The sequence below is a fragment of the Pseudonocardia zijingensis genome (assembly GCF_042657305.1).
Classification (GTDB): Bacteria; Actinomycetota; Actinomycetes; order Mycobacteriales; family Pseudonocardiaceae; genus Pseudonocardia; species Pseudonocardia zijingensis.
In genome coordinates this window covers 36,685-50,866 of the sequence record NZ_JBHSKO010000007.1, presented here as the reverse complement: position 1 = coordinate 50,866, position 14,182 = coordinate 36,685, and the positions used below count along the sequence as shown (strand labels likewise).

Sequence of the window (14,182 nt, the reverse complement as noted above, 5' to 3'; positions counted from 1 at the left end):
GAGCCTACTGCCGGTCGGGCTCCGATGGGGGTGATTCGGCCGTCACGGGGACGGAGGGGCGGCGCGGCCGGGCCAGGAAGTCACCGAACGCGACGCCCGCGGCGAGCGCGAGCCCGATGCCCAGCGCGACCGTGATCGTGACCAGGCCTTCGGCGAGACCTTCGACGGACAGCTGGTAGAAGCCGCGGTAGGCCGTGAAGCCCGGCAGCAGCGGCGTGATGCCGGCGAGCGTGACGACCAGCGGTGAGATGCCGCCGCCGCGGCGCAGCAGGCCGGCGGCGATCCCCACCACGATCGCGGCGGCGCCGGTGGCCGCGATCAGGCCGATGGAGAAGACCTGCGTGAGCACGCCGTACGTCCCCCAGCCCGCAGCCCCGGCGAGCCCAGCCGCCAGCAGCGGCCGCCAGCGCGCGTAACCGGCGAGGGAGAACGAGGCCGCCGCCAGCGCGGCCGCCAGCACGGACAGGCCGAACCGGCCCGCGCTCGTGGGCAGCTCGCCCGCCACCTCCAGCCGCACGCCGAACTCGTTGCCGATCCGCAGCGCGAGGACGACACCGGTGAGCAGGCCCGCAGAGAGCAGGGCGATCTCGGCCACCCGTCCCGCCGCCGTGACGTAGTAGCTCGAGATCGCGTCCTGCACCGTGCTGACGACAGACAGTCCCGACAGCAGCACCGTGATGCTCGCCGCGACCACCAGGGACGGCCGGGTGCCCGGCGGGATCACCCCGGCCGCGAAGAGGGCCAGGGTGGCGCCGGTGCCGATCGCCCCGCCGACGACCTGCCGGAAGAACGCGGGCAGTCCCCAGCGGTTCAGCAGCCGGCCGAGCCGGTCGATGAGACCCGTCACGAGGAACGCCGCGAGCGCCGTGACCGGCGCTGCGCCGAGCAGGAGCGCCACCGACCCGGCCAGCCCGGCCCACCCCGCCGTGGCGACCCACCGCGGGTACGGGTGCGGCGCGCTGACCGCCTCGTAGAGGGCGACCGACGCAGCCTCGATGTCGAGCTCGGCCCGCTCCACCCGCTCGACGATCTTCGCGACCTCCTCCAACCGGGTGAGGTCGAGCGCGCGGTAGTGCACCAGCCGCATGGACGTGACCGGCGCCGCCGCCATCCCCCGGTGGCAGGACATCGTGATCGAGCTGAACGTGATGTCGACGTCCACGGCCGAGAGCCCCGCCGTGGCCGCCAGCCGCAGCATCGTCTGCGACGTCTCGTCCACGCTCTCGCCGCTGGAGAGCAGCACCTCGCCCACGCGCATGCACAGGTCGAGCACCTGCTGCACGCGCGCGTCGTCGGGCACCTGCGGGCCCAGCGGCCGCATCAGCTGAACGGTGGGCGGGCCGGCGTGCAGCAGCCCGTGCGCCTCGCGCCGGATGGCGCTGCGGACCCGACGGGTGAACCTCTGACCCGGTGTCATCGGAACCGGCCAGGAAGGACCCCGCCCCTGCCGGCGGCGATCGACTGCGGCATGGCGCCCAGGGTAGGTGGGAGCGTCGATCGCGCTACTAGGATGTGGTCCCGTACCGGCCGGTGTAGCTCAGTGGTAGAGCAACCGCCTTGTAAGCGGTAGGTCGTCGGTTCGATCCCGACCTCCGGCTCCACGCCTCCTGACCACCCGCCACGCCCGCGGGTCCTCGCCGGCCCGGGCTCGCCGGCGACGTGGATGCGACCCGGTTATAGGTGCCCGTGGTCCTGTCGATCTGCCCGGTGGACGCAGAAGTGGGCAGCGGCCGGCCCGATCCGCTCAGGTTGGCGGCATGAGCCGTTGGGCCTCGGTGACCGGGTCGGCGGCCAGCACCGTCGCGCCGACGGCGTCGGCGACCGCCGCGCTGGCGCCGGCGCCGGCCAACCGGAGCGAGGTGCGTCGAGTGAGCGCCGCGAGGTCCGGGATCGAGTGCCGGAACCTGTCGACGTCGACGGAGGCGAGGACCAGGATCTCGGGCCGCTTCTCCTCGACCGTCCGGCCGAGATCCGCAAGAGGGGTGTCGGCGCCCAGATAGACGATCCGCCACCCGTTCCGGTGCAGGGCGACGCCGAAGGCCATGAGCGGTAGGTCGTGCTGCTCGCCGGGCGGGCAGGCGAGCACGGCACACGGCCCCCGTCCCTGGCCCCAGCCACGGGCCAGGCCCGCCAGTCGCGCCCTGAGCACGTGGCTCGCGAAGTGCTCCGTGGTGACCCTGATCTCGTTCACCGCCCACCGGGCACCGAGTTCGTGCAGGTACGGCAGGAGGACGTCCCGCAGGGCGGTCTCCACGCTGAAGTCGGCGAACAAGCGATCCAACACCGCCTCTGCGGCCGGCTCGTCCAGCGCGTCGAGTGCGCGACGCAGGTCCGCGGTCAGGCGCGCGAGCCCGCGGTCGGGCGGTGGAAGCGGTGTCTGGACCGGGTCCGACGCCGGCAGCTGCTCCGGCGGCGTCACAACCGTTCGATCACCCTCCTCGGTCAGGGCAGCGCGGGCTGCTTCGGCGGCGGCCAGGCCGCCGGCGAGGTGGACCTGCATCCGGCGAACCCGCTGTTCGTCGGATGCGGTGTACAAGCGGAACCCACCCGGCGAACGCACCGGCTGGAGCAGGCCGTATCGACGCTCCCACGCGCGCAGGACGTCCTGGCTCACTCCCAGCCGACGCGCGAGCTCGCCGATGCGCAGGAGCGCTCGATCCTCCCCAGCTGCCATGGGTAGACCATACAAACTTTGGACGAACATTTGACAACTCCAGCCGCGTCGGCCACGCGCTGTTCGGGCTGCGCTGCGGGGCACCCCTCGGGCCCCGCTTCCCACCCTGCGCCTTCGTTCAGCTCCCGGATGCCACACGGCGGAGCTCCCACCGTCGCCGCAACCGCTCCAGTCCTCGCCGGAGATGACTCTTCACCGTGCCGAGGGGTAACCCCGTCACCTCGGAGATCTGCTGGTGGGTCAGGTCGGCGAAGAACGTCAACCGGACGACGTCCCGCTGGTGGGTGGGCAGTCTTTCGATCTCCTCCGCGACCACCACCGCGTCGACGACGTCGTCGGGCGCGTCACCGACCACCGGCTCGGCAACGCGCCCGGCGCGGTCGGCGAGGTCGCGGTCGCGGGCACGGGCGGCGAACCGGTCGGCGATCTGGCGGCGGGTGATCCCCACGAGCCAGCCCCCGAGCGAACCGCGGCCGGGGTCGAACCCCGCGCGCCCCCGCCACGCTCGGACGAACACCTGCTGCGTGACGTCCTCGGCATCGTGGTGGGCGCCCAGCGCCCGCAGCGCCAGCGAGTACACCAGCCGTGCGTGGTGGTCGTAGGCCTCTTCGAGCGCGGCGCCGTCGCCCAGGAGGAACCGACGGGCCAGCTCGTCGCTCGATGCGATGTCGGGGTCGCCGACGCGCGGCAGCGGCACGAGTGCGGGCGGCTCGTCCGCCGGCCGTGGCCCGGCCGGAGCGGGGTCGGTCCCCACTCCGGCCGGCCGCAGCACCGTCACGGCGAGCGGTGCTTCATGGGCGCGCACGGTCAGCCCGTGCCCTCAGCGGTGTGCAGGTCGTCGACCGTGACCACGACCAGGCCCAGGTTCCCGGCCTCGAGGGAGCCGGTGGCGTGGACGAAGGTCGCGGTGCCCTCCTGCAGGTCGAGGTCGGCCGGGCCGATCACCGGCTCGGTGGTGCCTGCCGCCGCGACCGCGGCGGAGATCGTGCCGGCCGGGACCTCGAGGGCCTTCTCGCCCGGGTTGGCCAGGCCGCTGATCACCGGGCTGCCACCGGCGAGCACGTCGACGGCCGGCGCGGCTGCGGTGTGCCGGACGACGACACGTGCCTGCCCCGCGGGCAGGGACGAGACGTCGTTGGCGAAGGGCGTGACCGCCGGCTGCCCGTCCTCGGTCAGGTGCGCGACCAGGGTGACGTTGCCGCCCCCCGGCACCTCCTGCGTCGCCGACAGCAGTGGCGAGCCCGAGCCGTCGGCGGCGTCTGCCGGGAAGAGGGCGACCTCGTGGGAACCGCGCGGCACGTCCACCGAGCCCGCGGCGGAGCCCGGCTGGAAGTCGTCCAGGAGGCGCGCCCCGTCGACGTAGACGTCGACGGCTGTGTCCGGGATGCCGTGCACGACGTACACGGAGGCGGTCTCCTGGGCGGCGGCGGGTGCGGTGACCCCCAGGGTTGCGGCCGCAGCGGCGAGTACTCCGCCGAAGGCCAGAGTCAGACGGCGCATCATGCGTCCTTCCGTATCTGTGGTGGTCCTTCGACCTGCACTACCGCCCGACCGAGCTGGACGGATGCACAATCCTTGCACAGATTCTGGACAGAAGCTGGACGTCGTCCAGACTCACCTGAGTCGACGCAGCGGGGTGCCCGAGCGGCGGTGGTCCCGCGTGATACTCGCGACCTTCGCGGCCAAGATCCGGAGTTCCGGGTGTCCGTGGTCGTGGGGACAGCGATGGACAACCGATAGTTCGGATCATGCTCGGGGGCCGTCGGGCTGCCCCTAGCGTTCGCCGCGGCGTTCGGCGGCGATCCGCCGCAGCTCCTCGCGGACGCGTTCGACGTTCCACCTCGCGTGGCCGCCGATCGACTCGAGGTCCGGGGTCAGTAGGCCGTCCTTGCGGTACTTCTGGATCGTGCGGGGCGCCAGGCCCAAGGCACGCGCCAGCTCCGCCGTGGTCACCAGTCGGGCCTCTGCCACATCTCGACCGTAAACGCAGGTAGATGCGGCCGCTGCCGTCTGTGCGGTCTACGGACTTGTTTACGGTGTATGCGGAGTATGCGGCATCGTACGCATGTGGCGTTCTGGTGGACGGAGACCCCCGGAGGCGGGTGCGCGATGGGTGAGGCGGCAGACGAGGCAGAGGCGCGGCTGGAGATCGCGCGTGCGCAGGGGCGTGCCTCGGTGAGCTTCCGCGAGCGGTCGGGCCGGTACCGGTGGACGGTGGTGCTGGACGAGGGGAAGACCTCGCACGGGTGGGCGGAGACGGAGGAGGACGCGTGGTGGTTCTGCAAGGAGGCGGTCAGCCGGCCGTACCGGGGGACGCGCCACCGCAAGCCGCGCGGCCTGTGGACCTTGCCCCGGCCCGGCCACCGGCCGTGAGGCCCCCTCCTCCCTCCGAGCGGTCCTCGGCAGTCCCGTGGCCGGCCGTGCTGCCCGCGGCCGAGCTGGCTCGGTTCACGGCCGACTTCACGCGCGCGATCGAGGCGTGTGCCGAGCTCGACAACTGGGGTCTGTTCGCACGAACCATCAACGAGTGGAAGGCCGCGGCTGCGATCCACGCCGACCCCGAGCTCCACGCGCGGTTGACCGGGCCGGTCGATGGAGATCTCGGCCCGGTCCTTCGTCCGGAGTACCGCTGCTAGGCCGCGGGGCTCACGCGACAGCTGTGCCGTCGAGTTCCACCAGCTGGCCGGGGACCGCCAGCCGGGTGACCCCGAGCATGGTGGTGGCCGGTGCCACGCCCGCGGCGCCCAGGCGCCCGGCAAGCACGCCGTAGTGCTGGAGGAGCAGATCCACGTCGGTGGTGTAGACGCCCAGCCGGACGAGGTTTGCGAGCGACATGCCGGCGTCGGCGAGCACTGCCTCCAGGTTGTCGATGCTCAGCGCCAGCTGTGCGGCCATGTCGCCGTCGTGCTGGGGCGTGCCGTCGGCGCTCATCGCGGTCTGGCCCGAGCAGTACAGGGTCCGGGTGTGCCCGGAGACGACCTCTCCCTGGTTGAAGCCCATCGCCACCGACCACGTCACGGGGTTGACGGCCGTCCGCACCATCGTCACTTCTGCTCCTTCTCGATCGACGTTCGCTACGTCGAGGAGCCTCGCAACGAATCGTGACATCCATGGTCATGTATCCGGATACGCTTCCCGCGTGCGCGCCGACCGGCTGGTCTCGCTGGTGCTGCTGCTGCGCCGGCACGGCAGGCTGACCGCCGGCAGGCTGGCGCGGGAGCTGGGGGTCACCACCCGCACCGTGATGCGTGACATCGAGGCGCTGTCCGCGGCCGGCGTCCCGGTCTACGCCGAACGCGGGAGGCACGGCGGGTTCGCGTTGCTGCCCGGCTTCCGCACCGAGCTCACCGGGCTCAACCACGACGAGGCGCTCGCCCTGCTGGTCGCCGGATCACGGCGCGGGGTGCAGGTGTTCGGCCTCGGCTCCGCGCTGGCCTCGGCCATGCTGAAGGTGGTCGACGCGTTGCCCGAGAGCCATCGAGTCACCGCGGGTGACGCGGCCCGCCGGTTCCTCGTCGAGCCGGAAGCCGACCTGCTCGCACGCCGGCTGGTGGTCGCCGACGACGTGCCCGACGCCGTGCTGACCGAGATCCGGCGCGCGGTGTTCGACGGGCACAAGCTGCGCATCCACTACGCGGCCGTGGACCAGCCCCCGGAGTGGCGCACGGTCGACCCGATCGGGCTGGTCACGGTGCGCGGCCAGGGGTACCTGCTGGCCACGCGGTCCGGCGAGGATCGCACGTACCGGCTGTCGCGGGTGCTGGCCGCGGAGGAGCTCATGGAGCCCGCGCAGCGCCCGGACGACGTCGACCTGGACCAGGCGTGGCAGGAACGCAGCACGCGGTTTCGGGTCGGCGGCGAGCAGGTCACCGTGCTGGTCCGGGTCGACCCGGCCCGGCGGGAGGGCCTGCTGCGCACCGCGCTGGCCGTCCGCGAGGAGTCGGACGACGGCGGGCTGCTGCGGCTGGAGCTCACCTTCCAGGACCGGCGGCACGCCGAGTGGGCGGTGTGGCAGCTCGGCGCTGACCTCGAGGTTCTCGACCCGACATGGTTGCGCACCGCCGTGCGCGACCGCGCTCTCGCGATCGCGGCCCGGTACGGGGCAGCGCCATAGCGTCAGGAGAGCATCCGTCTCAAGGCCGTGGCCACCGCGAGGTCCTCCCACGCCATGCCGACCGATCGGAAGACCCGGCGGCGCCCCCGGTCGACCGGGACCTCGCCGTTCAGGACCGCGTGCAGGGGGACGGTGCCGTCGATGTCGCCCGCCTGCAGGGCGGCGACGACGTCGGCCGCTTCGCGGCTCGCGGCGGCCGGGTCCTCCACCACGACCTGGGCGCCGCGCAGGGTGGCTGCGTCGAGCTCGCGGGCGTCGAGCGTGTGGGCGCCCATGGCGACGACGGTGACGTCACGGCCCGCGCGTGTGCCGTCGAACAGCGGCGTGTGGGCGCTGGTGCAGCAGGCGACGACGTCCGCTGAACCGAGCGCGCCGGGACCGGCCTCGGCGACGCCGTGCTCCGCCGCGAACCTCCGGGACGACTCGGCCGTCCTCCCCACGACGGCGACGGTCCGGAAGTCGCGGACGGTGCGCAGTGCCTCGATGTGCGCGGCGGCCTGTGGGCCGGTGCCGTACACGAGCAGGTTCGACGCGCCGGGGTCGGCGAGGGCGTCGACGGCGAGCGCGGACAGCGCTGCCGTGCGCACGAGGGTGAGGGCGGGGCCGTCGACGGCGAGCACAGGCATCAGCGTGGTGGCGTCGTGCAGCAGGTAGGTGCCGGTGATGCGGGGCAGGTCGCGCGCGGGATTTTCGGGCGCGACGCCTGCGATCTTGATCCCGAAGTGGTCGGCGTCGACCGCCGGCATGACCAGAACGTGCCCGCCGGGTGCGGGGACGCTCGTCCGGGCCGGGGCCGACACGGCGCCCGGCCCTGACGTCTGCGCCTGCCGGAGGGCGTCGATGGCGGTCGGCCAGTTCAGCAGGCTGCGGACCTGCGCCTGGTCGAGGTGGGTCGGCATCGGCTCTCCTCCGTGGGGTCGGGCGAGCGTGGCGACGTCGGCTTCGGGCACGCCCGCCGGCAGCAGAGCATCGCCGATGAGCAGAACCCCGGCCGGCCCGGGCGCGTGACGCTCCCGACGATGCCGACCTTCATGAGTGATCCCGGACGGGCGGGACCGCCTTCCGCATCGTGATCGACGTGGGGTGGTCGAAGCCCGGGTGCGCTTCGCGCGAGGTCTCGACGTACCCCAGCGCGGTGAACAGCCGCTGGTTCTCGGTCAGCGCGATCCGCACGCCCAGCCGCACCCCGGCCAGCCCGCGCCGAGCCGCCTCCGCCTCGACGGCCTCGACCAGGCGCCGGGCGATGCCCCGGCCGCGCGCCGGCGGGACCACTGCCAGCCGGCCGAAGTACAGATCGCGATCGACCGGCCTGGTCATGACACAGCCCACCGTCTCGCCGCCCAGCTCGGCGATGACCGCGCCACCCCCGTCCGCGAGTTCGCGGGAGATCCTCTCGGCCGTCTCGCGGAAGGCGCCCGACTCGGGGACGAGCCGGCCGCGGTACTGCGCGAAGGCCGCCGCGATGACGGCAGCGACAACCTCGGCGTCGCCCTCGACCGCGCTGCGCACGACAACGGTGCCGCCCATGCCTACGACGCGTGAGCGGCGAGGGGGAACGACTCGATCAACGTCCACCAGCCCCCGAAGGCGGGCCCGACCCGGCCCATGAGCTCCACGGAACCGACGGCGAAGCCGGTCCCGACGTCCCGTTCGGCTACCAGCGCGAGGGCCCGTTCGACCTGCTCGCGCGAGCAGTCCTGGCACAGCATCAGGTGAGCCCGGTAGCCGCTTCCGTAGGCGTCCCGGGAGCGGGGCCGGATGACGGCGTCGAAGGACTCGTGCAGCGACCACAGCGCCGGCGACGTCACGCACGGCATCACGCACCCGTGGCGGTCCCCGTCGCTGTGGTGCTTCCAGCCGTCCGGGTCGAACTCGACCGGGGTCGGTTCCAGGCCGGCTGCCGTCCGCCTCAGCAGGTCGCGCATCTGATCGAGGCTGTCGATCCCGTAGAAGGTGCCCCGGATCGTGACGTGCGCCGGGATCACGGCCCGTTCCTGACCGACGGCATCCCGCACCTCGGCCACCAGCCGCACCTGCTCCGGGGAGGCGTGGGCGACCAGCGTGTAGACGCTGTACCCGAAGCGGTCGTCCGGCAGCGTGCGGGGATCGGGCATGGGGCCTCCTGGGAAAGCTGCTCTGTCGGTCCCTACGGGGACTGCCAGCCGAGGCGTCGTGAGGTACTCGGGCCGAGCGACCATCTGCCCATGATCGCAGCGTTGCCGCGTTCCCGTGTCGATTTCTCCTGTTCTCGCGCCAAACCCGTGATCATGCATCTGGCGAGCGGCGGCTCCACGGAATTCCGGGCTGCGTTCAGCCGAACGCGGCAGGCGAGAGGTGATTTCGCGCATCGGTCCGGGGTTCGAAAGCCCCTGACCTGCGATCCTCGGCGGTTCAGCGATGCTTTCCCACGATCGTCGAGTTGGCGCATCCCCGGGTCGAGAACGCTCGATTTCGCGCCGGAACAGTGGTCAGGCTCCGGGGGAATCCGCTTCCGCGGCCCGGTCGCCTCCGGTCCCGGCGATGCCGCGGCGGATCGCCTCCAGGTCTGCCTTGAGCTCGCGCACCCCGTTCCGCGCCGATGATCCGGCTCACGCGTTCGTCCAGCGCGGGCACGAGCTCCCGGGCGATCGCAAGCAGTTCGCGCCCGCGGTCGGTGGGCCGGACGAGTTTGGCGCGCCGGTCGGTCGGGTCCGGGGTGCGGGTGACGTAGCCGTGGGCCTCGAGGTGCTGCACGAGCTCGGCCATGGCCTGCTTGGTGACTTGTGCGCGTTCGGCGAGTGCGGTCACGGTGGTGCCGGTGTCGTCCAGGTACTGGAACACCGCGCTGTGCGCCGAGCGCACCGCGGTGTGCCCGCGTTCGGCGAGCCGTGCCATGACGAGGTCGTTGAGCGTCACGAAGGCCTCGCGCATCAGCACCGCGAGGGTGACGAGGCGCTCGCCCCCCGCCCGCAGCGGTACGCCGAGATCAGACGCCTGCTGCGCGCGGCGTACGGCCGGTACGCGGGGGCCGTCGCGGAGGAGGTCTTCCCGGTGTACCTCGCCGACGTGCTCGACATCGAGGCCGACGGCGCCGCCGTGCTCGTCGCGCTCGACGGCGACGCGCTGGTCGGCACCGCCCGCCTGCAGCTGCGCCCGGACGGCCTCGGCCTGCCGGCGGGTGCGGCGTACGTCCGCGGGGTGGCCGTGTGGCCCGACCGCGAGGGCGGCGGAATCGCCTCCGCCCTGATGCGCAGCTGCGCCGATCGGGCACGCGCCGCGGGGGCCACCAGCGTGTACCTCCACACGACGTCGGTGATGACGCGGGCGATCGGGCTCTACGAACGCCTCGGGTACCGCCGCACGCCCGCGCACGACACCGACTCCGCCGAGCACTACGGGTTGGCGGCGGAGCCGCCCCTGCACGCGCTCGCCTACCGGCTGGACCTCGTCGCTTGAGCGGGGCCCCGTGTTCCAGGGCCGGCCCCGCCGCGTGTTTCGATCACCCTTCCGAGTGATCGCGCCGCGGCGCCCGACCCCGAGGTGATGCATGACCCTGCTGCAGATCGCGGGTTCGTCGCGGCAGCGCTGGCCGGCACCGGCGGGTGCCTCCTCGGCATCCGGGCGGCTGACGCGCTCAACCGCAAGCTCGGACGGGACGTCCCGGAAGAGCGGAAAGCCGCCGGGGACGAGCAGCCGGGCAGCGACTGAAGGTCTCCGCGTGGCACGATCAGCGGCGTGAGCGTCGCTGTCGAGGACAACGTGATGGCGGAGCCGCGCCAGTGCGTGCGGTGTTCCCGGGTCTCGCTGCTGTGGGTGGTCGGCCGGTGCGCCGACTGCGTGGCCGAGATGGGGTTGCAGGAGGACCGCGCCGAGTACGAGGCGTGGAAGAACGACGTGCAGGCCGAGTACGGCCGGAAGTGAGCCCCGGGCGCCCGGGTGAGGGCGAGGTCCTCCACTTCTCGGAGGACCCGACGATCACGGAATTCGTCCCGCACGTCACCCCCACCGCGCGCGTCCCCGGCGCCTACGTGTGGGCGGTCGACGCGGGGCAGGCGCCCAGCTACTGGTTCCCGCGCCAGTGCCCGCGGGTGCTCACCTGGGCCACGGCGGGCACCACGGCCGCGGACGCGCAGCGGATCCTCGGGCCGTCCGGGTCATCCCGCCTGCACGCGGTGGAGTACGCGTGGCTGGAGCGGATGCGCACGGTCCGGTTGTACGCCTACCGGCTCCCGGCGGCGCCGTTCCGCCCGTTCCCGGAGCCGGAGCCGGCGCGCGACGGTGAACCGGAGCCGAACGCCCACGTGGCGCAGGTCGCGGTGCGGCCGCTCGGGCCGCCGGAACCCGTGGGTGATCTCTTCGCGCTCCACGAGGAAGCCGGCATTGAGCTGCGCGTGCTCCCGCGGCTGTGGCCCCTCTGGGAGGCGATCGTCGCGAGCACGCTGGGGTTCAGCGGCATCCGGCTGCGCAACGCGCAGGCGTGAGTCAGCCTTCGGCCAGCTTCTCGAGCCGCTCGCGGTACGCGGCCCACCACGCCGCGTCGCCTTCGGCCATGTTGTCGCCCGGCCGCCGCAGGCCTGCGGTGCCGTCGACCTGCTCCCGCAGGATGTCGGCGTGGCCGGCGTGGCGGTGCGTCTCGGCGATCACGTGCACGAGGATGCGGTGCAGGGTGACGCGCGGTTCTCCCCACCACGGCACGTGCCCGGGCGCGTCCAGCGGGAGCTCGCGGATCGTGGCGTCCGACAGGGCGCACGACCGGCGGTAGAGCTCGACGATGTCCTCGCGCGACTCCTCGGCCGTCGCGTACATGTCGGCGTTGAGTTCCGCGTCCTCCCCGAACCACGGTCCGGGCACCTCGAAGGGGCGGTCGAACACGGCGCAGAAGTACCCGAGCTCGACACCGGCGAGGTGCTTGACCAGGCCGAGCAGGTTGGTTCCTGTCGGGGTCAGCGGTCGGCGGATGTCGCGCTCCGCCAGCCCGTCGAGTTTGGACAACACTGCGTCGCGCCCCGCCCGCAGGTAGCGGTGGAGGTCGGCCTTCGCGTCGGTGCTCATGCGAGGAATTCGAGCACGATCCGGTTGAACGCGTCGGACACCTCGAGATGGGGCAGGTGACCGCTGCCGGGCAGGACCACCCGGGTGGCACCGCGGATGCCTGGCTCGAGCGCTCCGCTGTGGGCGTGTACATCGGGGATGTCCTGTTCGCCCACGACGATGAGCGTCGGCACCGCGATCTGGCCGAGCCGCCCGAGGGCGGGCTCCTCCGGCGGACGTTCCAGCTCCACCGGCGGGTGCAGGTTCTGCGGGGACGCCGCGACCGCCGCGGGTGAGGAAGTGCTCGCTCGGCGGGAGGCCGCTGACGACCGGTCCGGTCGGCACGAGCTTCGACACCAGCTCCGGGTGGTCGAGCGCGCAGTGCAGCGTGATCAGCGACCCGAACGAGCAGCCGACGAGCGCCGCGGGCGCGTCGGACACGGCACGCACGACGGCGGCGAGGTCGTCCACGCTCGAGTACTGCTCCGCGGGCCGCGGCGAACGCCCGCAGCCGCGCCGGTCCCAGCGGGCAACGCGGTGGTCGGCCGACCACGCCGCCACCTGCGCGTCCCACGCCTCGATGTGCGCCAGCCCCTCATGCGTGATGATCAAGAGCCGGTCCCGGCGGCCTCGGCGTGGACACCGCCTATCGGAAGCTGCTCCATGCCGTCCGACCATCCCAGCAGGCCGGCGACGCGTGAAGATGGGCGGATGGACGCCGCCGTTCAGGCCTACGTCGACGCGATCGACCCCGCATTCCGCCCGCTCTTCGACCGGGTGCACGCGCTGATCCTCGCCACCCACCCGGATGCGGCCGTCGTCATCTCCTACGGGATGCCGACGTACCGGGTCGGCCGCAGCCGGCTCCACGTGGGGGTGTGGCGCCACGGCGTGTCGCTCTACGGGTGGGGGCAGGAGGCGGTCGCCGCCTTCGCCGGCCGGCACCCCGGGCTCAGGACGAGCAAGGGGACGATCCAGCTGCGGCCCGAGGACGCCGACGCGGTGTCCGACGACGAGCTGTGCGACGTGATCCGCGCTGCGCTGGGTTCTTGAATCGGCGACAGCCAAGATCAGCGGACGGGCGCGAAAGCCGACGGGATGCGTCGGGAAACGCGCCAGTGCGGTGATCATGACTGCGGCCCGACGGTCACGTGCTGCTCGTGCCGCGCGTCCGTGCTCAGTCGCCGGGACGGCGGTAGGACTCCCGCGCCGACGCCGCCTTCTCCAGCAATGCCGGCAGGTCCTCCGCGTCGATGAGCTCACGGGTTTCCAGGTGTGAGAAAGCGCCGGAGCTGCTCACCGCAACGGACACCGCGGCGGCGGTGGTCGAGTCCGGGAAGTCGAGGACGACGAACCCGTCCCGGTCGCCGAACATGTAGTAGAGCTTCTCGAGGGACCCTCCGGCGCTCTCGGCGAGCTGCCGGACAGCAGTCGTCCGCTCACCGGGCTTCATCACCATCCGGTCCCACGTCTCCGGCTTGTAGCTGAAGAAGATCGCGAACTTGGCCATCTCGAACCTCCTCGCGCGATGGGTCGGCCAGTGCACCACCGGCGCCGGCAGCTGTCGAGCGCCGAACGGCTCAGTCCTCGTGCGCCTCGGGGTCGCGGGCCAGCACCGACCGGCCCCCGTCCACCGGGACCGTGGCGCCGGTGACGTACGCGGCGTCGTCCGACAGCAGGTGGGCGATCACCCCCGCCACCTCCGAGGGGTGGCCCACCCGGCCGAGCGGGTGGATCCGCCGCATCTCGTCCTCGACGTGCGCGGCGCCGTCGGGGCCGAGGCCGTCGAGGAACGACGCGTAGCGCTCGGTGGCGATCGAGCCGAGCGCCACCGCGTTCACGCGCACGCCGCGCGGCCCGTACTCCACGGCCAGTGCGCGGGTGAGGCCCTCGATCGCCGCTTTCGCCGTGACGTACGGCGTGCAGCCGGGCACCGCGCGCTGGGCCTGGTGCGACGAGACGTTGACGATCGCGCCGCCGGTGCCCGCCGCGAGGAAGCGGCGCACCGCGGTGGTGGCGCCGACGACGGCAGGGGCGAGGTTGGTCTGCACGAGGTCGAGGACCTCGCGGGCCGGCGCTGTGTGCACCGAGGCGTCGCGGAAGACGGCCGCGTTGTTCACCCAGCCGGTGAGGGGCGCGGCGCGCTCGGCGCGGTCGGCGGCCTCCTCGGTGACCGCCTCGTCGGCGGCGCTGCCAGCCACCGCGGCCGCGAACGGGTGCGCGGCGAGCCAGCCGAGCGCGTGGGCGTCGAGCTCGATCGCGACCACGTGGGCGCCCTCCTGCAGGAGCCGTTCGACCACGGCGCGGCCGATGCCGCGACCTCCTCCGGTGACGACGACGGACCGTGGTGCGGGCACGCGAGGCACTGCGCGAGCCTAACGACA

The 14,182-nt window shown here is 73.0% G+C and carries 22 protein-coding genes, 1 tRNA gene and 1 pseudogene; 9 read left to right on the top strand and 15 right to left on the bottom strand.

Annotation, left to right across the window (positions count from 1 at the left end; all coding sequences use genetic code 11):
• Positions 1–4: 4 nt before the first annotated feature.
• Entirely contained in the window at positions 5–1,321 is a 1,317-nt protein-coding gene (locus ACFPL3_RS16240; protein ID WP_343940619.1) for a threonine/serine exporter family protein, read from the bottom strand.
• Positions 1,322–1,526: 205 nt separating this feature from the next.
• Between ACFPL3_RS16240 and ACFPL3_RS16235 the strand changes: the two genes are divergently transcribed.
• A tRNA-Thr gene (locus ACFPL3_RS16235) sits at positions 1,527–1,601 on the top strand.
• 143 nt (positions 1,602–1,744) lie between these two features.
• On the opposite strand, the gene ACFPL3_RS16230 is transcribed toward ACFPL3_RS16235, so the two are convergent.
• The 4 genes from ACFPL3_RS16230 to ACFPL3_RS16215 form a co-directional block, all read right to left on the bottom strand.
• Positions 1,745–2,704, bottom strand: a complete 960-nt coding sequence (locus ACFPL3_RS16230; RefSeq protein ID WP_343940617.1) for a MerR family transcriptional regulator — start codon at positions 2,702–2,704, stop codon at positions 1,745–1,747.
• Positions 2,705–2,792: 88 nt separating this feature from the next.
• On the bottom strand, positions 2,793–3,452 hold the full coding sequence (locus ACFPL3_RS16225; protein WP_343940616.1) for an RNA polymerase sigma factor: 660 nt from the start codon (positions 3,450–3,452) through the stop codon (positions 2,793–2,795).
• A gap of 29 nt (positions 3,453–3,481) precedes the next feature.
• Positions 3,482–4,177 (bottom strand): DUF4397 domain-containing protein, encoded by a 696-nt coding sequence (locus ACFPL3_RS16220; RefSeq protein WP_343940614.1) that lies wholly within the window; start codon positions 4,175–4,177, stop codon positions 3,482–3,484.
• Between the two features lie 270 nt (positions 4,178–4,447).
• Entirely contained in the window at positions 4,448–4,645 is a 198-nt protein-coding gene (locus tag ACFPL3_RS16215; RefSeq protein ID WP_343940612.1) for a MerR family transcriptional regulator, read from the bottom strand.
• 138 nt (positions 4,646–4,783) lie between these two features.
• Between ACFPL3_RS16215 and ACFPL3_RS16210 the strand changes: the two genes are divergently transcribed.
• Complete coding sequence (locus tag ACFPL3_RS16210; protein ID WP_343940611.1) at positions 4,784–5,047, top strand: hypothetical protein; 264 nt, start codon at positions 4,784–4,786, stop codon at positions 5,045–5,047.
• Between the two features lie 47 nt (positions 5,048–5,094).
• The gene (locus tag ACFPL3_RS16205) at positions 5,095–5,310 is read left to right on the top strand and encodes a hypothetical protein (RefSeq protein ID WP_343940609.1); all 216 of its coding nucleotides are present in this window, start codon (positions 5,095–5,097) and stop codon (positions 5,308–5,310) included.
• Positions 5,311–5,320: 10 nt separating this feature from the next.
• Here ACFPL3_RS16205 and ACFPL3_RS16200 read toward each other — a convergent pair whose 3' ends face one another.
• A complete protein-coding gene (locus ACFPL3_RS16200) occupies positions 5,321–5,716 on the bottom strand; it encodes a RidA family protein (RefSeq protein ID WP_343940646.1) in 396 nt (131 codons plus the stop codon).
• A gap of 97 nt (positions 5,717–5,813) precedes the next feature.
• Here ACFPL3_RS16200 and ACFPL3_RS16195 point away from each other — a divergent pair, with 97 nt between their 5' ends.
• Positions 5,814–6,788 carry a helix-turn-helix transcriptional regulator gene (locus ACFPL3_RS16195; RefSeq protein ID WP_343940608.1) on the top strand — a complete coding sequence of 325 codons (975 nt, stop codon included), beginning with the start codon at positions 5,814–5,816 and terminating at the stop codon, positions 6,786–6,788.
• 2 nt (positions 6,789–6,790) lie between these two features.
• Here the strand turns inward: ACFPL3_RS16195 and ACFPL3_RS16190 are convergent, their stop codons facing one another.
• The 4 genes from ACFPL3_RS16190 to ACFPL3_RS16175 form a co-directional block, all read right to left on the bottom strand.
• Positions 6,791–7,687, bottom strand: a complete 897-nt coding sequence (locus ACFPL3_RS16190) for an ornithine cyclodeaminase family protein (protein WP_343940606.1) — start codon at positions 7,685–7,687, stop codon at positions 6,791–6,793.
• 130 nt (positions 7,688–7,817) lie between these two features.
• Positions 7,818–8,315, bottom strand: a complete 498-nt coding sequence (locus tag ACFPL3_RS16185) for a GNAT family N-acetyltransferase (RefSeq protein ID WP_343940604.1) — start codon at positions 8,313–8,315, stop codon at positions 7,818–7,820.
• A 2-nt stretch (positions 8,316–8,317) separates the two neighbouring features.
• Positions 8,318–8,902, bottom strand: a complete 585-nt coding sequence (locus ACFPL3_RS16180) for a 2'-5' RNA ligase family protein (protein WP_343940602.1) — start codon at positions 8,900–8,902, stop codon at positions 8,318–8,320.
• 277 nt (positions 8,903–9,179) lie between these two features.
• On the bottom strand, positions 9,180–9,698 hold the full coding sequence (locus tag ACFPL3_RS16175; protein WP_379589234.1) for a MarR family winged helix-turn-helix transcriptional regulator: 519 nt from the start codon (positions 9,696–9,698) through the stop codon (positions 9,180–9,182).
• Between the two features lie 120 nt (positions 9,699–9,818).
• On the opposite strand from ACFPL3_RS16175, the gene ACFPL3_RS16170 reads away from it, so the two are divergent.
• From ACFPL3_RS16170 to ACFPL3_RS16155, 4 genes are all read left to right on the top strand, one after another.
• Positions 9,819–10,223: a GNAT family N-acetyltransferase gene (locus ACFPL3_RS16170; RefSeq protein WP_465269431.1), complete on the top strand. Its 405-nt coding sequence runs from the start codon at positions 9,819–9,821 to the stop codon at positions 10,221–10,223.
• An 87-nt stretch (positions 10,224–10,310) separates the two neighbouring features.
• A complete protein-coding gene (locus tag ACFPL3_RS16165; protein WP_343940596.1) occupies positions 10,311–10,475 on the top strand; it encodes a hypothetical protein in 165 nt (54 codons plus the stop codon).
• A gap of 27 nt (positions 10,476–10,502) precedes the next feature.
• Positions 10,503–10,688: a hypothetical protein gene (locus ACFPL3_RS16160; protein ID WP_343940594.1), complete on the top strand. Its 186-nt coding sequence runs from the start codon at positions 10,503–10,505 to the stop codon at positions 10,686–10,688.
• Positions 10,685–11,248: a DUF6886 family protein gene (locus ACFPL3_RS16155; protein ID WP_343940592.1), complete on the top strand. Its 564-nt coding sequence runs from the start codon at positions 10,685–10,687 to the stop codon at positions 11,246–11,248. Before ACFPL3_RS16160 ends, ACFPL3_RS16155 begins: the two co-directional genes overlap by 4 nt.
• Before the next feature lies 1 nt (position 11,249).
• Here the strand turns inward: ACFPL3_RS16155 and ACFPL3_RS16150 are convergent, their stop codons facing one another.
• From ACFPL3_RS16150 to ACFPL3_RS16140, 3 genes and pseudogenes are all read right to left on the bottom strand, one after another.
• Entirely contained in the window at positions 11,250–11,819 is a 570-nt protein-coding gene (locus ACFPL3_RS16150) for a DinB family protein (RefSeq protein ID WP_343940590.1), read from the bottom strand.
• Positions 11,816–12,049 (bottom strand): alpha/beta fold hydrolase, encoded by a 234-nt coding sequence (locus ACFPL3_RS16145; RefSeq protein WP_343940588.1) that lies wholly within the window; start codon positions 12,047–12,049, stop codon positions 11,816–11,818. Before ACFPL3_RS16145 ends, ACFPL3_RS16150 begins: the two co-directional genes overlap by 4 nt.
• A 76-nt stretch (positions 12,050–12,125) precedes the next feature.
• Positions 12,126–12,476 (bottom strand): annotated as a pseudogene (locus ACFPL3_RS16140) (alpha/beta fold hydrolase); the annotation flags it as partial.
• Positions 12,477–12,509: 33 nt separating this feature from the next.
• On the opposite strand from ACFPL3_RS16140, the gene ACFPL3_RS16135 reads away from it, so the two are divergent.
• Positions 12,510–12,851: an iron chaperone gene (locus ACFPL3_RS16135; protein WP_343940586.1), complete on the top strand. Its 342-nt coding sequence runs from the start codon at positions 12,510–12,512 to the stop codon at positions 12,849–12,851.
• Positions 12,852–12,975: 124 nt separating this feature from the next.
• On the opposite strand, the gene ACFPL3_RS16130 is transcribed toward ACFPL3_RS16135, so the two are convergent.
• Positions 12,976–13,308 (bottom strand): GYD domain-containing protein, encoded by a 333-nt coding sequence (locus ACFPL3_RS16130; RefSeq protein WP_343940584.1) that lies wholly within the window; start codon positions 13,306–13,308, stop codon positions 12,976–12,978.
• A gap of 70 nt (positions 13,309–13,378) precedes the next feature.
• Positions 13,379–14,155, bottom strand: a complete 777-nt coding sequence (locus tag ACFPL3_RS16125) for an SDR family NAD(P)-dependent oxidoreductase (protein ID WP_343940582.1) — start codon at positions 14,153–14,155, stop codon at positions 13,379–13,381.
• Positions 14,156–14,182 lie beyond the last annotated feature (27 nt).